Origin of the sequence: Bacillus proteolyticus, from assembly GCF_001884065.1 — a bacterium.
Taxonomy (GTDB): Bacteria; Bacillota; Bacilli; order Bacillales; family Bacillaceae_G; genus Bacillus_A; species Bacillus_A proteolyticus.
The window spans coordinates 127,339-142,503 of the sequence record NZ_MACH01000127.1 but is presented as its reverse complement, the minus strand read 5'-3'; the positions used below and the strand labels follow the sequence as shown (position 1 = coordinate 142,503).

Genomic DNA, 15,165 nt, shown 5'->3' with positions numbered 1-15,165 from the left:
GATACCGCTGCTAGATGCCGCTGCGGTTGTAGCTGACGCGGCGCCGCGTGTATCATTTGATTCATACATTTGAGGTGGTATCATCTGTTGAGGATATTGCTGCATGTATGGTTGATATTGTTGTGTATATTGTTGGTGGTGGGGCTGTTGCTGTTGATATTGGGGCGGCGGTTGTTGGTACATCATCGGTGGCCCTTCCATTTGTCGATAAGGAGGGACCATTTGCATGAAAGGTTCGGTTGGATCGTGTTTTTTAAAGAGTTTAGCAAGGAAACCTTTCTTTTTTTGAGCCATCGGTGGTAGTTGTGGAATCGGATATGGTGTGTAAGATTGTTGTCCTCGATTCGGATACATTTGTCTTGCAGGGGATTTCGGAAACATGTGGGAAATCCTCCTTTCTTCAGTTAGGTATATACACATACAATATGCAATAAGAGGGAAGAAGGTTAGTTTTTGAAGTGAAAACCTAAACTAAAGATGGATTTTACTTGTAGATTTCGATATAATGTAGACTTGACTGATTTGTGCGCGCAGTAGAAATTTAGAAAGAAGGTGTAACTTATGACACAACAAACTTTTACACAGTATGATTTTAAACCATTTTTAATAGATGCAGTTCGTGAACTACGCTTTTCAGAGCCGACAGGAATTCAACAGAAAATTTTCCCGGTTGTGAAAAAAGGTGTAAGTGTAATTGGACAATCCCAAACAGGTTCTGGGAAAACACATGCATACTTACTTCCTACATTAAACAGAATTGATGCAAGTCGTGAAGAAGTTCAACTTGTTATTACAGCGCCTACTCGTGAGTTAGCACAACAAATTTACGAAGAAATCGTGAAATTAACAAAGTTCTGTGCAGAAGATCAAATGATTACAGCACGTTGCTTAATTGGTGGAACTGATAAACAACGATCAATTGAAAAGTTGAAAAAACAACCTCATATTGTAGTTGGAACACCAGGACGTATTAAAGACTTAGTAGAAGAAAAAGCGCTATTTGTTTATAAAGCAAATACTATTATTGTCGATGAAGCAGATTTAATGCTTGATATGGGATTCATTCAAGATGTAGATAAAATTGCAGGACGTATGCCTAAAAACTTGCAAATGCTAGTTTTCTCTGCAACAATTCCTCAAAAATTAAAACCATTTTTGAAGAAATATATGGAGAATCCAGAGCATATTCATATTAATCCGAAACAAGTTGCGGCTGGAAATATTGAGCATTATTTAGTGCCTTCTAGACATCGTAACAAAATTGATTTAGTGAACAAGATGTTGCTTCAATTTAAGCCGTATTTAGCAATTGTTTTCACTAACACGAAGAAAATGGCAGACCAAGTTGCTGATGGATTAACAGAGCGTGGCCTAAAAGTTGGACGAATTCACGGGGATTTATCACCACGTGATCGTAAAAGAATGATGAAACAAATTCGTGATCTTGAATTCCAATATATTGTTGCGACTGATTTAGCAGCACGCGGTATTGATATTGAAGGAATTAGTCATGTTATTAACTATGAACTTCCATCAGATTTAGATTTCTTCGTTCACCGTGTTGGAAGAACTGCACGTGCGGGTCATTCAGGTATTGCAGTGACAATTTATGATCCAGCAAATGAAGAAGCTTTAGATAGTTTGGAAAAACAACGTCATATCGAGTTTAAGCATGTAGATTTACGCGGAGATGAGTGGGCGGATTTAGGTGACCGTCGTCGTCGTAAGAGCCGTAAAAAACCAAATGATGGGCTAGATGTTATGGCAACAAAGGTTGTTAAAAAGCCGAAGAAAGTAAAACCAAACTATAAACGAAAACTTGCAACAGAACGTGATAAAGTTAAGAGAAAATATAGTAATAAAAAAAGATAAGGGATTTTCCCTTATCTTTTTTTATCCCGCTATTTGTGAGAGTATATAATCAATAAGGATAGAAAAATATTGATTAAAGTTTCGCCTAATCCAGTTAAGTTAAATATAGAGTATAGCTTGTTTAAATAGTCATATAAATTTGTGTAGTGCCTTTTTTGCGAACAAACAATTCACTACATGTTTCTACAAATTATGCTATCATTATATCTATTGTATATTGAAGAGGTGATTGTATGTTAAAGATTGGATCTCATGTTTCAATGAGTGGTAAGAAGATGTTATTAGCAGCAAGTGAAGAGGCTGTTTCATACGGTGCAACGACGTTTATGATTTATACAGGTGCACCGCAAAATACACGAAGAAAACCAATTGAGGAATTAAAAATAGAAGCAGGAAGAAAACATATGGAACTAAACGGTATTGAGGAAATTATCGTACATGCGCCATATATTATTAATGTTGGGAATACGACGAAGCCAGAAACATTCCAATTAGGTGTAGACTTCCTTCGCATGGAAATTGAAAGAACATCGGCATTAGGTGTGGCGAAACAAATCGTTCTTCACCCAGGTGCGCACGTTGGTGCAGGAGCGGATGCTGGTATTCAACAAATTATTAAAGGGCTTAATGAAGTATTAACGCCAGAACAGACGGTTAACATTGCGTTAGAAACGATGGCGGGAAAAGGAACAGAATGCGGTCGTAGCTTTGAAGAAATTGCAAAGATTATTGATGGTGTAAAATATAATGAGAAGCTATCAGTATGCTTTGATACGTGTCATACGCACGATGCAGGATATGATATTGTAAATGACTTTGACGGTGTATTAAACGAATTTGATAAGATTGTTGGTATTGATCGTTTGCAAGTACTTCATATTAATGATAGTAAAAATGTACGCGGCGCAGGAAAGGACCGTCATGAAAATATCGGTTTCGGTCATATCGGTTATAAAGCGTTGCATCATATCGTGCATCACCCGCAGTTAATGCACGTACCAAAAATTCTTGAAACGCCATATGTAGGTGAAGATAAAAAAGATAAGAAGCCGCCATATAAATTAGAAATCGAAATGCTGAAAAATGGTACTTTTGATGAAGGAATTCTTGAGAAAATTAAAGCGCAATAAGAAATAAGGAGGGGATTTCCCCTCCTTATTTTAATAGTTGCTGAAATAAAGTATTAACTTGTTGGGCAGTGGCAGGAGAAGTTACCTTTGCGATTTGTTTTAAGAGATCTAGTCGCTCATTATTATCGTAAATGTTAATGTTTTTTCCTTTCATAAGTAAAACAATTTGATCAGCTTGTGCGGGTGTAATTGGAACTTCATATTCTTTGCTATATTTTAATAGCTCTTTTGTAGAAATATGGTTTAATTTTTTATTAACAATTTGTTTGATGAGGTTCATCGTGTTGTCCTCCTTCACACGTTCTACTATCGAAATATATGTGCACATAGCTTGTATATATTCTTATAGAGTTTCGTTTTTTCCATGAGAAAAAGAAGCTTATGCTATAATATAAGAACAAAACTATAGATAAAGAGTATAAGGAGGACTTATGGAGAAAAAGCAACATCGAAAAGAAAGTGTTATTCATCTTGTATATCGTTTAGTTATGATTGTCTTTGGGGCAGCGTGTGCAGCGGTAGCGATTGAACTGTTTTTAATGCCAAATAAAATTATCGATGGTGGAATTATTGGTATTTCTCTTATATTAGATTATCTTACTCCTAATATTTGGTGGTTAAGTTTTTCTACTTTAGTTGTTATCCTCAACATTCCTTTTATGTACTCCGGGTATAAGCAAATTGGAAAAACATTCATGTTATCTTCAGCATTTGGAATTGTAGCTTTAGCATTTATTGAATCAACGTTGCATGCTATCCCACCATTTACAACAGAGCCGATTTTAGCAACAGTTTTTGGTGGTCTTATTTTAGGGCTTGGTGTAGGACTTGTTATTCGTCATGGTGGATCAATGGACGGAACAGAAATTATGGGGATTTTATTAACGAAGAAATTACCTTTCTCTGTTGGTGAATTTGTAATGTTTGTGAATTTATTCATTTTTGCATGGGCAGCATTTGTATTTGGTGTCGAACAGGCGATGTATTCTGTTATGACGTACTATATCGCATTTAAAACAATTGATACAGTAATTCAAGGATTAGACGAAACGAAAGCGGTTTTAATAGTGTCAGATCAATATGAAGAAGTATCAAATGCAATTTTACACCGCCTTGGCCGTGGAACAACAAAACTTGTTGCTAAAGGTGGCTATACAGATAAAGAAAAAGAAGTTATTTATGCAGTTGTAACGCGTCTTGAAGTGACGAAGTTAAAGTCGATTGTGCATGAAATTGATGAAAATGCCTTTGTTACGATTATGAGTACGCAAGAGACGAATGGCGGTAAGTTTAAATCAGCGATTCACTAAAAAATTAATTACAATATCTTTCGAAAGCAGAGAAATTTTCTCTGCTTTTTGTTATAATAGTAAGGTTTCTGGAAATAAGGAATATATTTTGGGCAGATTGGTTTACAACTATAATAAGCTGTACTATAATTCAAATAGAGATAAATCGGAATCATTCTGAATTAAAATAGGTGATGTGTAATGAATAATATATTAGAAATAGAAGGACTTACGTTTCGGTATGAAGATCGAAATGTGTTAGAAGATATTAATTTGCAAGTTCCGAAGGGAGCTTTTTTAGGTTTAGTTGGACCGAATGGTTCAGGGAAATCGACTTTACTTAAATGTTTATTGGGTGTTTTAAAGCCGAAGCAAGGAAGTATTAGATTGTTTGGCATTGATAGTAAAAAATTTAAAGAGTGGAATAAAGTTGGTTATGTATCTCAAAAGGCAAATAGCTTTAACTCAGGTTTCCCGGCGACTGTCTTTGAAGTTGTTTCAATGGGACTTGTTTCCAAAAAAGGTCTTTTTCGCTTCTTTACGAAAGACGATAAGGCGAAAGTAGAAAAAGCGATTGCTGATGTAGGGATGAGCGAGTTTCAAGGTCGCAACATTGGAGAGCTTTCTGGTGGACAGCAACAACGTGTATTTATTGCTCGTGCACTTGTAAGTGATCCGGAATTACTTATTTTGGACGAGCCTACTGTTGGGATTGATGTGAAAAATGTGGAAAGCTTCTATGAGATACTAGAGGATTTAAACAAAAGGCTAGGGATCACGTTAATTCTTGTTACGCACGATATGGGTGCTGTAACAGAGAAGGTGACGCATGTTGCATGTTTAAATCAGCATCTACATTTCCATGGGAATGTAGAGAAATTCCGAGAGTTAGAAGATGCCGAAATGTCGATTTTATATGGACATCATGTTCATCGCTTAGAACATGAACATGGGCATCACGGGAGGATATAATGATACAGGATTTTTTACAATATGATTTTTTACGTAATTCTTTATACGCTGGTGTTTTAATAGGGCTTGTCGCACCACTTATCGGCGTGTTCGTTGTAATTCGTCGTATGTCGCTTATTGCGGATGCATTAAGTCATGTGACGTTATCGGGAATTGCAGCAAGTTTATTACTTGAAAAGACAATCTTTACCGGTGGGTTTTTAAACCCCTTATATATGGGAATGCTTTTTTCAATCGGTGGAGCATTGCTAATTGAAAAATTACGTACTGTATATAAACATTATCAAGAATTAGCAATTCCGATTATACTTTCAGCAGGGATGGGGATTGGAGTTATCTTCATTTCACTTGCTAATGGATTCAATACGGATTTATTTAGTTATTTATTTGGTAGTGTAAGTGCTGTGACAAGTGCGGATTTAATTATTATTGGTATAGTAGCAATTGTAGTTATTATAACGATTGTTTTATTATACAAAGAGTTGTTTTTACTATCATTTGATGAGGAATACGCTGTATCAACCGGTTTGAGTGCAAAGTGGATTCACTTTATTTTCATTATATTAGTTGCTCTTGTAATTGCGGTATCAATGCGGGTTGTAGGTGTTCTTCTCGTATCATCTTTAATGACGTTACCAGTTGCAGCAAGTATTCGTATTGCAAAAGGATTTAAACAAACAATTTTCTTTTCCATTTTATTTGGTGAAATTGCAGTAATTGGTGGAATGTTTGCTTCGTATCAACTTGATCTAGCACCAGGTGGTACAATCGTTATGATAGCGGTTCTTATTTTAATCGGTGCGATTTTATGGAAGAAGAAAAAAACTGCATAAAGTAGGGATAGGTATGAATCTAACAGAAGCTTTACGCCTAATGAAGGAAAAAGGATATAAACATACGGGGAAAAGGGAAGAGATGCTAAGATTATTCGCGGCACATAATCGTTATTTAACTGCGAAAGACGTTTTAGAGCATATGAAGGATGATTATCCAGGACTTAGTTTCGATACGATTTATCGTAACTTAACGGTATTCGCTGAAATTGGAGTTTTAGAGCAAACGGAATTAAATGGTGAAAAACATTTTCGTTTTACGTGCTCTATTATGGAACATCATCATCATTTTATTTGTTTAGATTGTGGTGGTACGAAAGAAATCACTTCTTGCCCAATGGATTTTATGAATAAAGATTTTAAAGGTTATGAGGTAACGGGACATAAGTTCGAAATATATGGTCGTTGTCCAAAATGTGCAAAATGAGAAAACTCGTCGGTTATTAACTGACGAGTTTTTAATTTAAATGTAAAAAGGTTGCTCACAAAAATTGTGGGCAACCGTCTTTTTTATTGTTCTTGTTTTTCTTTTTCTTTTTCTCGTTCGGCAGCCATTTCAGCAGCGATTACATCAATTTCTTTTTTCAGTTCTTCTACCATAGTTTCTTCTGGTACTTTACGAACAACTTGCCCTTTACGGAATAATAAACCTTCTCCGCGTGCACCAGCAATACCGATGTCAGCTTCACGAGCTTCACCAGGACCGTTTACAGCGCAGCCAAGTACCGCAACTTTAATTGGAACTTGAAGTGTAGAGATATATTCTTCTACTTCATTAGCGATGCTAATTAGGTCAATTTCAATACGACCACAAGTTGGACAAGAAATAAGTGTTGCGGCATTAGATGCAAGACCGAATGACTTTAATAGTTCACGTGCAACCTTTACTTCTTCCACTGGATCAGCACTTAAAGAAATACGTAGTGTATTTCCGATACCTTTATTTAAAATTGCTCCAAGACCAGCAGCGCTTTTTACAGTTCCAGCAAACAAAGTTCCTGATTCTGTAATACCTAAATGTAATGGATAATCAAAAGCGCGAGCGGCTTTTTCATATGCTTCAATTGCTAAGTTAACATCAGAGGCTTTCATTGATACGATAATATCGTGGAAATCTAAGTCCTCTAAAATTTTAATATGGTGCAGTGCGCTCTCGACCATACCATCAGCAGTTGGGTATCCATATTTTTCTAAAATGTGACGTTCTAATGAACCTGCATTTACGCCGATACGGATTGGAATGCCACGCTCTTTCGCTGCGTTTACAACAGCTTCTACTTTATGGCGACGTCCAATATTACCTGGATTGATACGTACTTTATCAATGCCGCCTTCGATTGCTTTTAAAGCAAGGCGATAATCAAAATGAATATCAGCAACAAGTGGAATGTTGATTTGTTTTTTAATATCAGCAATAGCATTTGCTGCGCGCTCGTCTGGAACAGCAACACGAACGACTTGACAGCCTGCTTCTTCTAAACGTTTAATTTCAGCAACTGTAGCCTCAACATCATGTGTTTTTGTTGTCGTCATACTTTGTATAATTAATTCATTGTTACCGCCAATTGTTAAATTACCGACTTTAACTGGACGTGTTTTTGTACGATGAGTCATTTCATTCACGAATAGATCGCTCTCCTTATAAAAGAAGTTTCTTATTTTAGTCCCTTACATCAATGATAGTATGTGTGAGAAAGGGCTATAGAAACCAAAGTACTCGGTTTCACTTTTACTATTGTATCAGCGCCTTTATGTAATTGACAAGGATTAAGTGATGGCTTATTGATATAACGGGAATTTATAAGACTTTCCAACTTGGATTTTTGTAGCAGATGTATTTTTATTTAATTGTTTAAAATCATCAATTACTTTTTCAATAGAAGGAATTTTTTTCTTATTGATCGCTTCTGTAATAGAAAGGACTGTATCACCAGTTTTTACTTCAATTGCTTTATAAGCTGTATCCGTTTCTTTTTCTGTTTCTTTCTCTTTATTCTGCTTTGTATCTGTATTTTCTTTTTTTATCGTTTCGGCAGCTGTTGTTTTTTTGTATGAACTTAACATCGGTAAAGTACCGATTTTAATGTCGTAATAAAATATATAACCGAGGACAAGCACGAATAAGAGTACACCTAATCTCTTCATATCCTTCACTCCTTTGCTAGGAATATATGCTTGTCCAAAAAAAAAATGCCTATTTAGGCATTTTTTTATAGTTCTTGTTTATCTTTTGGTTTTGGAACTTCTTTAATTGTTAAGTATAGAACGATTAAAACAACTGCAATGTAAATGAATGTTGCTCCAGGTACGTTTATTTTGAATAAATCCATAACCATAAAGAAGATTGTTGGAATTGTGTAGCTGTAAGCAGTTAACGTCCAAACTTGTTTATAAGATAATTTGCGTTGACCGCTCATTGCAGAACCGATGAAGGCAAGTAATGTAACTCCTACAAAGGTAATAAATAATTGGAACAAGTACAGTAAGAACCCAATAACGAATAGTAAGATTGGATAAATACTGTCAAATAACGAAATGAAATCTTGTAAATCTTTCTTCTCAAGAGATGCACCTAATAAGTCATTATAAGAGTATGTTTGTGGTTGGCCATTTCCCATGGAGACTACTTTATCTTTTAAAACAAATAAACCTGTTTTATTTTGATATTTTTCTAAGTCTGTTGAATTTGGATCAAATACGAAAAGGGCATTTCCATCTTCTTTTTCGATAGGTTGGTCAATATCAGCTGTTAGTTCGCCATTTTCAATTTTGAAATCAGGTAAATCTTTTTCGATCACTTTATTTACCATGTTAACACCATCTTGAATAACGCTACCGTACAAGAAAGTTCTTGGAATAGTAGTGATTAGGCAAAGAAGCATAATATACAAAATGGTTTTACCGATTTTTTGAAAACGGAAAAGCGCCATATCTTTAGGCGAATATACGCTTTTTGCTAGCTGTGTAAAAATGGACATAGATTCACTTCCTTTATGTATGTATAAAATCATTGTAACGTACGAATCTAGAGAAGCTCAAGATATATTATCTTTACATATAGTAGAAGGGACTAAAGTTCTTCTTACTTAATTTTCTTCTTTTAGGAGAGAAAAATACAATTGACACTTTTCTTTTGTATATGGTAAATTTATCTTACATTTCTCAAACGATATAGCCAATGGGAATTTAGTTATTTTTAATGTTACATACATAATTGTGGACCCTTAGCTCAGTTGGTTAGAGCAGACGGCTCATAACCGTCCGGTCGTAGGTTCGAGTCCTACAGGGTCCATATCCATTTCGCATGTTTATTATGTCAGCAGGAAGCTTCCTTGTAGAAGGAAGCTTTTTTTACGGATATATGAGCATTTTAATTGAAAAGAAGTGGGAATTTTGCTACTTTAATGATAGCAAGATAATGTGATTTATTTGTTTGCACCCTATGGCAATTAGGGTAGAATGAAGTTGTATGTCACATATATAGTGACAATACATAAACCGGGAGGAATATAACAATGGCAAAACACGAATTACCAAATTTACCTTATGCGTATGATGCTTTAGAACCTCACTTTGATAAAGAAACAATGAACATCCATCATACAAAACATCACAACACGTATATTACAAACTTAAACGCTGCTTTAGAAGGTCATGCAGAATTAGCTGATAAAAGCGTTGAAGAATTAGTAACAAACTTAAACGAAGTACCTGAAGCAATCCGTACAGCAGTACGTAACAATGGTGGCGGACATGCTAACCATACATTCTTCTGGACAATCCTATCTCCAAACGGCGGAGGACAACCAGTAGGCGAACTTGCAACTGCGATTGAAGCGAAATTCGGTAGCTTCGATACATTCAAAGAAGAATTCGCAAAAGCTGGCGCAACTCGCTTCGGTTCTGGTTGGGCTTGGTTAGTAGTAAACAATGGTGAGTTAGAAGTAACAAGCACTCCAAACCAAGATTCTCCGATAACTGAAGGTAAAACTCCAGTTATCGGTTTAGATGTTTGGGAGCATGCTTACTACTTAAATTACCAAAACCGTCGTCCTGACTACATCGGTGCATTCTGGAACGTTGTAGATTGGAACGTTGCTGAAAAACTTTACCAAGAAGCAAAATAATTAAAGTTAATACAGCTAAAAAAAGCTAGAAGTTTTCTCCTAGCTTTTTTCTATGCTCTCCTTTTACATAATTGAGCTTGTCTTTGGAAGACTAGAACATGAAGTAAAGGAGAGTTGTGTATGAAGTGGAAACATGTAATTGGTGATGTTGAAGTGAATCGGGATTTAGTATTATTGCTCGTTATAGGCGGTTTATACACGCTCGCAATTTCTTTATCAAATACGTTTGTAAACATTTATTTATGGAAGCAAACACAAAATTATGTAAATCTGGGCTTGTATAATTTGGCCAGCGTTGTATTACAGCCTCTAACATTTCTTGTGGGCGGGAAATTAGCGAAACGTATTGATCGTTCGATTTTATTGCGAATAGGTGTAGGCACGTTAGCTGTTTTTTTTATCGTCGTTTTAGTAGCGGGAAAAAGTGCATCTCACTATATTTTACTAATGGGAGCTCTTTTGGGAGTTGGTTATGGATTTTATTGGCTTGCATTTAACTTGTTGACTTTTGAGATTACAGAACCAGAAACAAGAGACTTTTTTAACGGTTTTCTCGGACTTCTTACATCGTTCTCTGGAATGATTGGGCCAATTGCAGCCGGATATACAATTTCACGTATGGAAAAATGGAGTGGTTATACGGTCGTTTTTTTCCTCTCGTTAATGCTATTTGCGATTGCGGTTGTTTTAAGCTTTTTTTTATCAAAGAGAGAATGTGAAGGGCGCTATGAAATTGTACAAGTATTGAAAGAGCGGCAAGTTGATGAAAACTGGGGAAGAATTACGCGCGCTCATTTCTTCCAGGGTTTGAGAGAAGGAACGTTTATTTTCGTTATTTCGGTATACGTCTATTTAGCATCTGGTAGCGAGTTAGCGTTAGGGAAATATAGTTTAGTGAACTCTGCAGTATCATTTGTATGCTATTATTTAGTTGCCCGCATGTTAAAGAAGGAATGGCGAAAAAAAGCCATTTTACTCGGTGGTATTATTTTATATGCGGTCGTATTTTTAGTTATTTTCAATGTTACATATACGAAATTACTTATTTATGCAGCATGTATTGCGGTTGCATATCCTATTTTACTCGTTCCGTACGGATCCATGACATACGATGTAATTGGTAGAGCAAAACAGGCGAGAGAATGGCGTGTAGAATATGTAGTAGTCAGGGAATTATGGTTAAATGCTGGAAGAATTTGTTCCATCTTAAGTTTTTTATGTGCTGTCATATTCTTTCCTCCTGAAAAAAGTTTACCTTTTTTACTATGTATTTTAGGAGCTGGACATTTTCTTATTTATTTTGCAGTTAAAAATGTCAAATATGATGAGGGAAATGTGAACAAAACCAGCGTTGGAGCACAAGGAACAGCGCAGAATCAAACTGAACCAGAAGGTTAACTTATCGTGTGTTTTATGCTAGAATAGAAAAAGATGTAAGACAGCAGTGAGGACACCTGTATGAAGGTGTCCCTTTCACATTACATAGCTGTTGGTAGAGGGGGTTTGTATGAGCAAGAAGCAGAAAAAGAACCAGACAAAGACAAAGACCCACGTTCCCTTTCGGTTAAACGTGTTGTTTTTTTGCGTGTTTTTAATGTTCTCCGCGGTTATTGTAAGGCTTGGATACGTACAAATTGTTCGTGGTGAGGAATATAAAAATGAAGTTGAGAAGAAAGAAAATTCAACGATAAGTAATCCTGTACCGCGTGGGAAAATATTTGATCGTAATGGAGAAGCGGTCGTAGATAATGAGCCTATTCGTACAATTACATTTACAAAAATGAAGGGATCAACTGCAGCAGATCGCTTAGAAACGGCGAAAAAGTTAGCAGATTTAATTGAGGTCCCAACAGATAAGTTAACGGATCGCGATAAAAAAGATTATTGGCTTGCTTTACATAAAGAAGAAGCAGAAGCAAAAATCTCAAAAAAAGATCGTGAAGAGTTTAAAACGAATAAAATTGACGATAAAGAACTAGATGAACGTCAACGAAGCCGTGTAACAGAAGAAGAGATTAATCAACTGTCGCCAAAAGATTTAGAAATATTGGCGATCAAAAGCAAGATGGAAAGCGGATATGCAATGACGCCGCAAATCGTTAAAAAAGGTGCAACAGAAGAAGAATACGCGATTATTAGTGAAAATTTGGCGAAATTGCCAGGTGTAGATACAAATGTCGACTGGGAACGAAAATATAAGTATGATGATATGTTCCGAAGTGTACTTGGTGGTGTAACGACTTCTGATGAAGGATTACCGAGAGAAAGATTAGATTACTATCTTGTTCGCGATTATAATCGTAACGATCGTGTAGGAAAAAGTTACCTTGAGCAACAATATGAAGATAGCTTACACGGTACAAAAGCTGAAGTAAGAAATGTTACAGATAAAGATGGAAATATTTTAGAAACTATTAATGTGTCACAAGGACAACGAGGCAACGACCTGAATTTAACAATCGATATGGAATTACAAAAGCGCGTAGAAGAAATTCTTGCGAAAAACTTAATGAGATTTAAAGGGAGCGAACCTCTTTTAGACCGTGCATTCGTTGTAATGATGAACCCTAAAAATGGTGAAGTTTTATCTATGGCGGGGAAACAATTAGTAAATGAAGGCGGTCAAACGCAAGTGAAAGATTTCGCATTAGGAACGATGACGAGTTCTTATCCGATGGGTTCAACTGTCAAAGGTGCGACAGTACTTACGGGATATCAAACTGGTGCAATTCAACCTGGAGCTGTACAGTTAGATGAACCAATTAAATTAAAAGGGACACCTACGAAGTCATCTTGGAAAACGATGGGGTATATTAATGACCTTACAGCGTTAAAAATGTCTTCTAACGTTTATATGTTTAAAACAGCGATGAATATCGCTGGTGTTCCATACGTACGAGGTGGTACGTTAGATATACCACAAAAAGCATTTGATACGATGCGTTACTATTTTGGGCAGTTTGGGCTTGGTGTAAAAACAGGAATTGATTTGCCAAATGAAACTGCTGGTCAAATGGGTAAAGGAAATCAACCAGGTTTCTTATTAGATTTATCAATCGGACAGTATGATACGTATACACCGCTTCAATTAGCACAATATATTTCGACGATTGCAAATGGTGGATATCGTATGCAACCGCAAGTTGTAAAGGAAATTCGCGAGCCATCGGCGAAGCCAGAAGAAGTTGGAAAAGTTGTTCAATCGATGGAACCGAAAGTATTAAATCGTGTTGATATGCCTGAATCACAAATTAAACGTGTTCAAGAAGGATTTAGACAAGTGTTTAACGATACAGGTGGTACAGCTACAAAATACTTTGCAGGTGCACCATATAAAGCCGCTGGGAAAACAGGTACAGCTCAAACTGTATATGGCGGAGATAAAGAGATTGGTAGAAATGCAAAAAATGAGCGTGTTGAAACATATAACTTAACATTAGTAGGTTATGCACCACTTGAAGATCCAGAAGTAGCATTTTCTGTTGTTGTTCCGTGGGTACATGATGATAAAACAGGGATTAATGGATATATTGGTCGTGAAATAATGGACGCTTACTTTGATTTGAAAAAACAAGCATTAACTGGTGAAGCTCCAAAAGATGAAAAAGAGAAAAAAAATAAAGCACAAGATGATGAATAAAAAAGTTGTAAAAAAAGCACACTATCTGAAAAGATAGTGTGCTTTTTTTTATGCTTTATGCATATGGTTTAGTAAATGTGGACAAGCGTAAAATGTTGAAAAGACATGTTTTAAAAACGATGAACATAACAAGATGAGTGCATACGCTCTAAGTTTGTCTTGTGTGATAGGAGATAGCAGTTTTATGGATGATTAGAAAATTTCCTGCATCTAAAGTACAAAAGTGAAAATAAAGTTTGTGTATACAGTTGTTTTTGTGGAACTTTACAAAACTTTTACAAACAATTAAAACCGAATTAATAGTTTAGCAGTATTCTTATATCTGTAATCCTGTTATTTCCGGTTACTTCTAGGAGGAAGAACACGTGAAATGGATGAGCGCATCGATTAAAGTTTTGACATTATCGACATGTTTCCTTTGTTTTAATATGTCTACTGTATTTGCTACAAATGAAATGGGAGAAGTGAGAGTTGATGGATCCTCAACGGTTTTTCCTATTATAGAGGCAGTAGCAGAGGAATATACAAAGGCCTATCCAAACGTGAAAATTTCTATTAGTATTTCTGGGACAGGAGGAGGATTTAATCGTTTCAGTAAAGGAGAAGTAGATATAAACAATGCTTCGAGATTGATGAAACCGGTAGAAGAAAATGCTATGCAGAAAAATTCCATTCAATTTACACCATTTGAGGTTGCTTATGATGGTCTAACAATTGTTGTGAATCGTCAAAATACGTGGGTAAACAATATAACGATAGACGAGTTACGTCTATTATGGAGTGAAAATGGTAGATTGAAACGATGGTCACAAATTCATTCATCATGGCCACGTGAACAAGTTAAATTTTATGCGCCAGGCGTAGACTCTGGTACTTATGATTATTTCCAAAATGTTGTCTTACAAAATAATCGCCTTGTAAAAACGGTTTCTTTGTCTGAAGACGATCAAGTTATTATGCAAGGGGTAATGAATGATAAAAATGCCATTGCTTTTGTAGGATATGCTTATTATATGGCCAATCGAGATAAGGTGAAAGCAATACAGGTGGATGGTGTATTTCCAACGAAAGAGACCATTCAGTCGGGGGCGTATAAGCCTTTAGCTAGACCGCTATTTACTTATGTAAATGATGCATCTATCCGAAATAAAATGAATGTAGCAAATTATGTTGAGTTTATGATTAAACATGTTGGCAACCTCGCTGAAGAGGTCGGATATGTAAAATTGCCAAAAGAAAAATACAATGAACAGCTGCGAATGTTAACAGAAATAAAAAGGTAATGTCAGGGTGGAAAGGGGT

At 35.9% G+C, this 15,165-nt stretch carries 14 protein-coding genes, 1 tRNA gene and 1 pseudogene; 11 read left to right on the top strand and 5 right to left on the bottom strand.

The genetic code is table 11. The annotated features are described in order from the left end of the window. Window positions 1–381, bottom strand: a pseudogene (locus BAQ49_RS22865) (VrrA/YqfQ family protein); the annotation flags it as partial. Between the two features lie 180 nt (window positions 382–561). Between BAQ49_RS22865 and BAQ49_RS22860 the strand changes: the two are divergent. Further along, on the top strand, window positions 562–1,872 hold the full coding sequence (locus tag BAQ49_RS22860; protein ID WP_071747167.1) for a DEAD/DEAH box helicase: 1,311 nt from the start codon (window positions 562–564) through the stop codon (window positions 1,870–1,872). A gap of 233 nt (window positions 1,873–2,105) precedes the next feature. Further along, the gene (locus BAQ49_RS22855) at window positions 2,106–3,002 is read left to right on the top strand and encodes a deoxyribonuclease IV (RefSeq protein WP_071747166.1); all 897 of its coding nucleotides are present in this window, start codon (window positions 2,106–2,108) and stop codon (window positions 3,000–3,002) included. A 25-nt stretch (window positions 3,003–3,027) separates the two neighbouring features. Here BAQ49_RS22855 and BAQ49_RS22850 read toward each other — a convergent pair whose 3' ends face one another. Continuing rightward, entirely contained in the window at window positions 3,028–3,282 is a 255-nt protein-coding gene (locus tag BAQ49_RS22850) for a DUF2624 domain-containing protein (RefSeq protein WP_071747165.1), read from the bottom strand. A 151-nt stretch (window positions 3,283–3,433) separates the two neighbouring features. Here BAQ49_RS22850 and BAQ49_RS22845 point away from each other — a divergent pair, with 151 nt between their 5' ends. The 4 genes from BAQ49_RS22845 (at window position 3,434) to BAQ49_RS22830 (ending at window position 6,523) form a co-directional block, all read left to right on the top strand. After that, entirely contained in the window at window positions 3,434–4,312 is an 879-nt protein-coding gene (locus BAQ49_RS22845; RefSeq protein WP_071747164.1) for a YitT family protein, read from the top strand. A 180-nt stretch (window positions 4,313–4,492) separates the two neighbouring features. Further along, a complete protein-coding gene (locus BAQ49_RS22840) occupies window positions 4,493–5,263 on the top strand; it encodes a metal ABC transporter ATP-binding protein (RefSeq protein ID WP_001059657.1) in 771 nt (256 codons plus the stop codon). After that, the gene (locus BAQ49_RS22835) at window positions 5,263–6,096 is read left to right on the top strand and encodes a metal ABC transporter permease (RefSeq protein ID WP_071747163.1); all 834 of its coding nucleotides are present in this window, start codon (window positions 5,263–5,265) and stop codon (window positions 6,094–6,096) included. Before BAQ49_RS22840 ends, BAQ49_RS22835 begins: the two co-directional genes overlap by 1 nt. A gap of 13 nt (window positions 6,097–6,109) precedes the next feature. Beyond that, window positions 6,110–6,523, top strand: coding sequence for a Fur family transcriptional regulator (locus BAQ49_RS22830; protein WP_071747162.1), 414 nt, complete (start codon window positions 6,110–6,112; stop codon window positions 6,521–6,523). 83 nt (window positions 6,524–6,606) lie between these two features. Here BAQ49_RS22830 and ispG read toward each other — a convergent pair whose 3' ends face one another. From ispG to BAQ49_RS22815, 3 genes are all read right to left on the bottom strand, one after another. Continuing rightward, window positions 6,607–7,710 (bottom strand): flavodoxin-dependent (E)-4-hydroxy-3-methylbut-2-enyl-diphosphate synthase, encoded by a 1,104-nt coding sequence (gene ispG / locus BAQ49_RS22825; protein WP_165616075.1) that lies wholly within the window; start codon window positions 7,708–7,710, stop codon window positions 6,607–6,609. A 165-nt stretch (window positions 7,711–7,875) separates the two neighbouring features. Then, window positions 7,876–8,241, bottom strand: coding sequence for a protein YqfZ (locus BAQ49_RS22820; RefSeq protein ID WP_071747160.1), 366 nt, complete (start codon window positions 8,239–8,241; stop codon window positions 7,876–7,878). Window positions 8,242–8,306: 65 nt separating this feature from the next. Then, window positions 8,307–9,074 carry a DUF1189 domain-containing protein gene (locus BAQ49_RS22815; protein WP_071747159.1) on the bottom strand — a complete coding sequence of 256 codons (768 nt, stop codon included), beginning with the start codon at window positions 9,072–9,074 and terminating at the stop codon, window positions 8,307–8,309. Window positions 9,075–9,314: 240 nt separating this feature from the next. Here BAQ49_RS22815 and BAQ49_RS22810 point away from each other — a divergent pair. The 5 genes from BAQ49_RS22810 (at window position 9,315) to BAQ49_RS22790 (ending at window position 15,146) form a co-directional block, all read left to right on the top strand. Next, window positions 9,315–9,388 (top strand) — tRNA-Ile (locus BAQ49_RS22810). Window positions 9,389–9,611: 223 nt separating this feature from the next. Continuing rightward, the gene (gene sodA / locus BAQ49_RS22805) at window positions 9,612–10,223 is read left to right on the top strand and encodes a superoxide dismutase [Mn] (RefSeq protein ID WP_071747158.1); all 612 of its coding nucleotides are present in this window, start codon (window positions 9,612–9,614) and stop codon (window positions 10,221–10,223) included. Window positions 10,224–10,343: 120 nt separating this feature from the next. Next, window positions 10,344–11,621 (top strand): MFS transporter, encoded by a 1,278-nt coding sequence (locus tag BAQ49_RS22800; RefSeq protein ID WP_071747157.1) that lies wholly within the window; start codon window positions 10,344–10,346, stop codon window positions 11,619–11,621. 109 nt (window positions 11,622–11,730) lie between these two features. Then, window positions 11,731–13,863: a peptidoglycan D,D-transpeptidase FtsI family protein gene (locus tag BAQ49_RS22795; RefSeq protein ID WP_071747156.1), complete on the top strand. Its 2,133-nt coding sequence runs from the start codon at window positions 11,731–11,733 to the stop codon at window positions 13,861–13,863. Window positions 13,864–14,228: 365 nt separating this feature from the next. Further along, window positions 14,229–15,146, top strand: a complete 918-nt coding sequence (locus tag BAQ49_RS22790; protein ID WP_071747155.1) for a PstS family phosphate ABC transporter substrate-binding protein — start codon at window positions 14,229–14,231, stop codon at window positions 15,144–15,146. Window positions 15,147–15,165 lie beyond the last annotated feature (19 nt).

What these genes read in the sequence shown, in the direction of transcription:
- BAQ49_RS22860 (WP_071747167.1), top strand. Translation starts at nt 562, where the DNA reads ATGACACAACAAACTTTTACACAGTATGATTTTAAACCATTTTTAATA.
- BAQ49_RS22855 (WP_071747166.1), top strand. Translation starts at nt 2,106, where the DNA reads ATGTTAAAGATTGGATCTCATGTTTCAATGAGTGGTAAGAAGATGTTA.
- BAQ49_RS22850 (WP_071747165.1), bottom strand. Translation starts at nt 3,282, where the DNA reads ATGAACCTCATCAAACAAATTGTTAATAAAAAATTAAACCATATTTCT.
- BAQ49_RS22845 (WP_071747164.1), top strand. Translation starts at nt 3,434, where the DNA reads ATGGAGAAAAAGCAACATCGAAAAGAAAGTGTTATTCATCTTGTATAT.
- BAQ49_RS22840 (WP_001059657.1), top strand. Translation starts at nt 4,493, where the DNA reads ATGAATAATATATTAGAAATAGAAGGACTTACGTTTCGGTATGAAGAT.
- BAQ49_RS22835 (WP_071747163.1), top strand. Translation starts at nt 5,263, where the DNA reads ATGATACAGGATTTTTTACAATATGATTTTTTACGTAATTCTTTATAC.
- BAQ49_RS22830 (WP_071747162.1), top strand. Translation starts at nt 6,110, where the DNA reads ATGAATCTAACAGAAGCTTTACGCCTAATGAAGGAAAAAGGATATAAA.
- ispG (WP_165616075.1), bottom strand. Translation starts at nt 7,710, where the DNA reads ATGACTCATCGTACAAAAACACGTCCAGTTAAAGTCGGTAATTTAACA.
- BAQ49_RS22820 (WP_071747160.1), bottom strand. Translation starts at nt 8,241, where the DNA reads ATGAAGAGATTAGGTGTACTCTTATTCGTGCTTGTCCTCGGTTATATA.
- BAQ49_RS22815 (WP_071747159.1), bottom strand. Translation starts at nt 9,074, where the DNA reads ATGTCCATTTTTACACAGCTAGCAAAAAGCGTATATTCGCCTAAAGAT.
- sodA (WP_071747158.1), top strand. Translation starts at nt 9,612, where the DNA reads ATGGCAAAACACGAATTACCAAATTTACCTTATGCGTATGATGCTTTA.
- BAQ49_RS22800 (WP_071747157.1), top strand. Translation starts at nt 10,344, where the DNA reads ATGAAGTGGAAACATGTAATTGGTGATGTTGAAGTGAATCGGGATTTA.
- BAQ49_RS22795 (WP_071747156.1), top strand. Translation starts at nt 11,731, where the DNA reads ATGAGCAAGAAGCAGAAAAAGAACCAGACAAAGACAAAGACCCACGTT.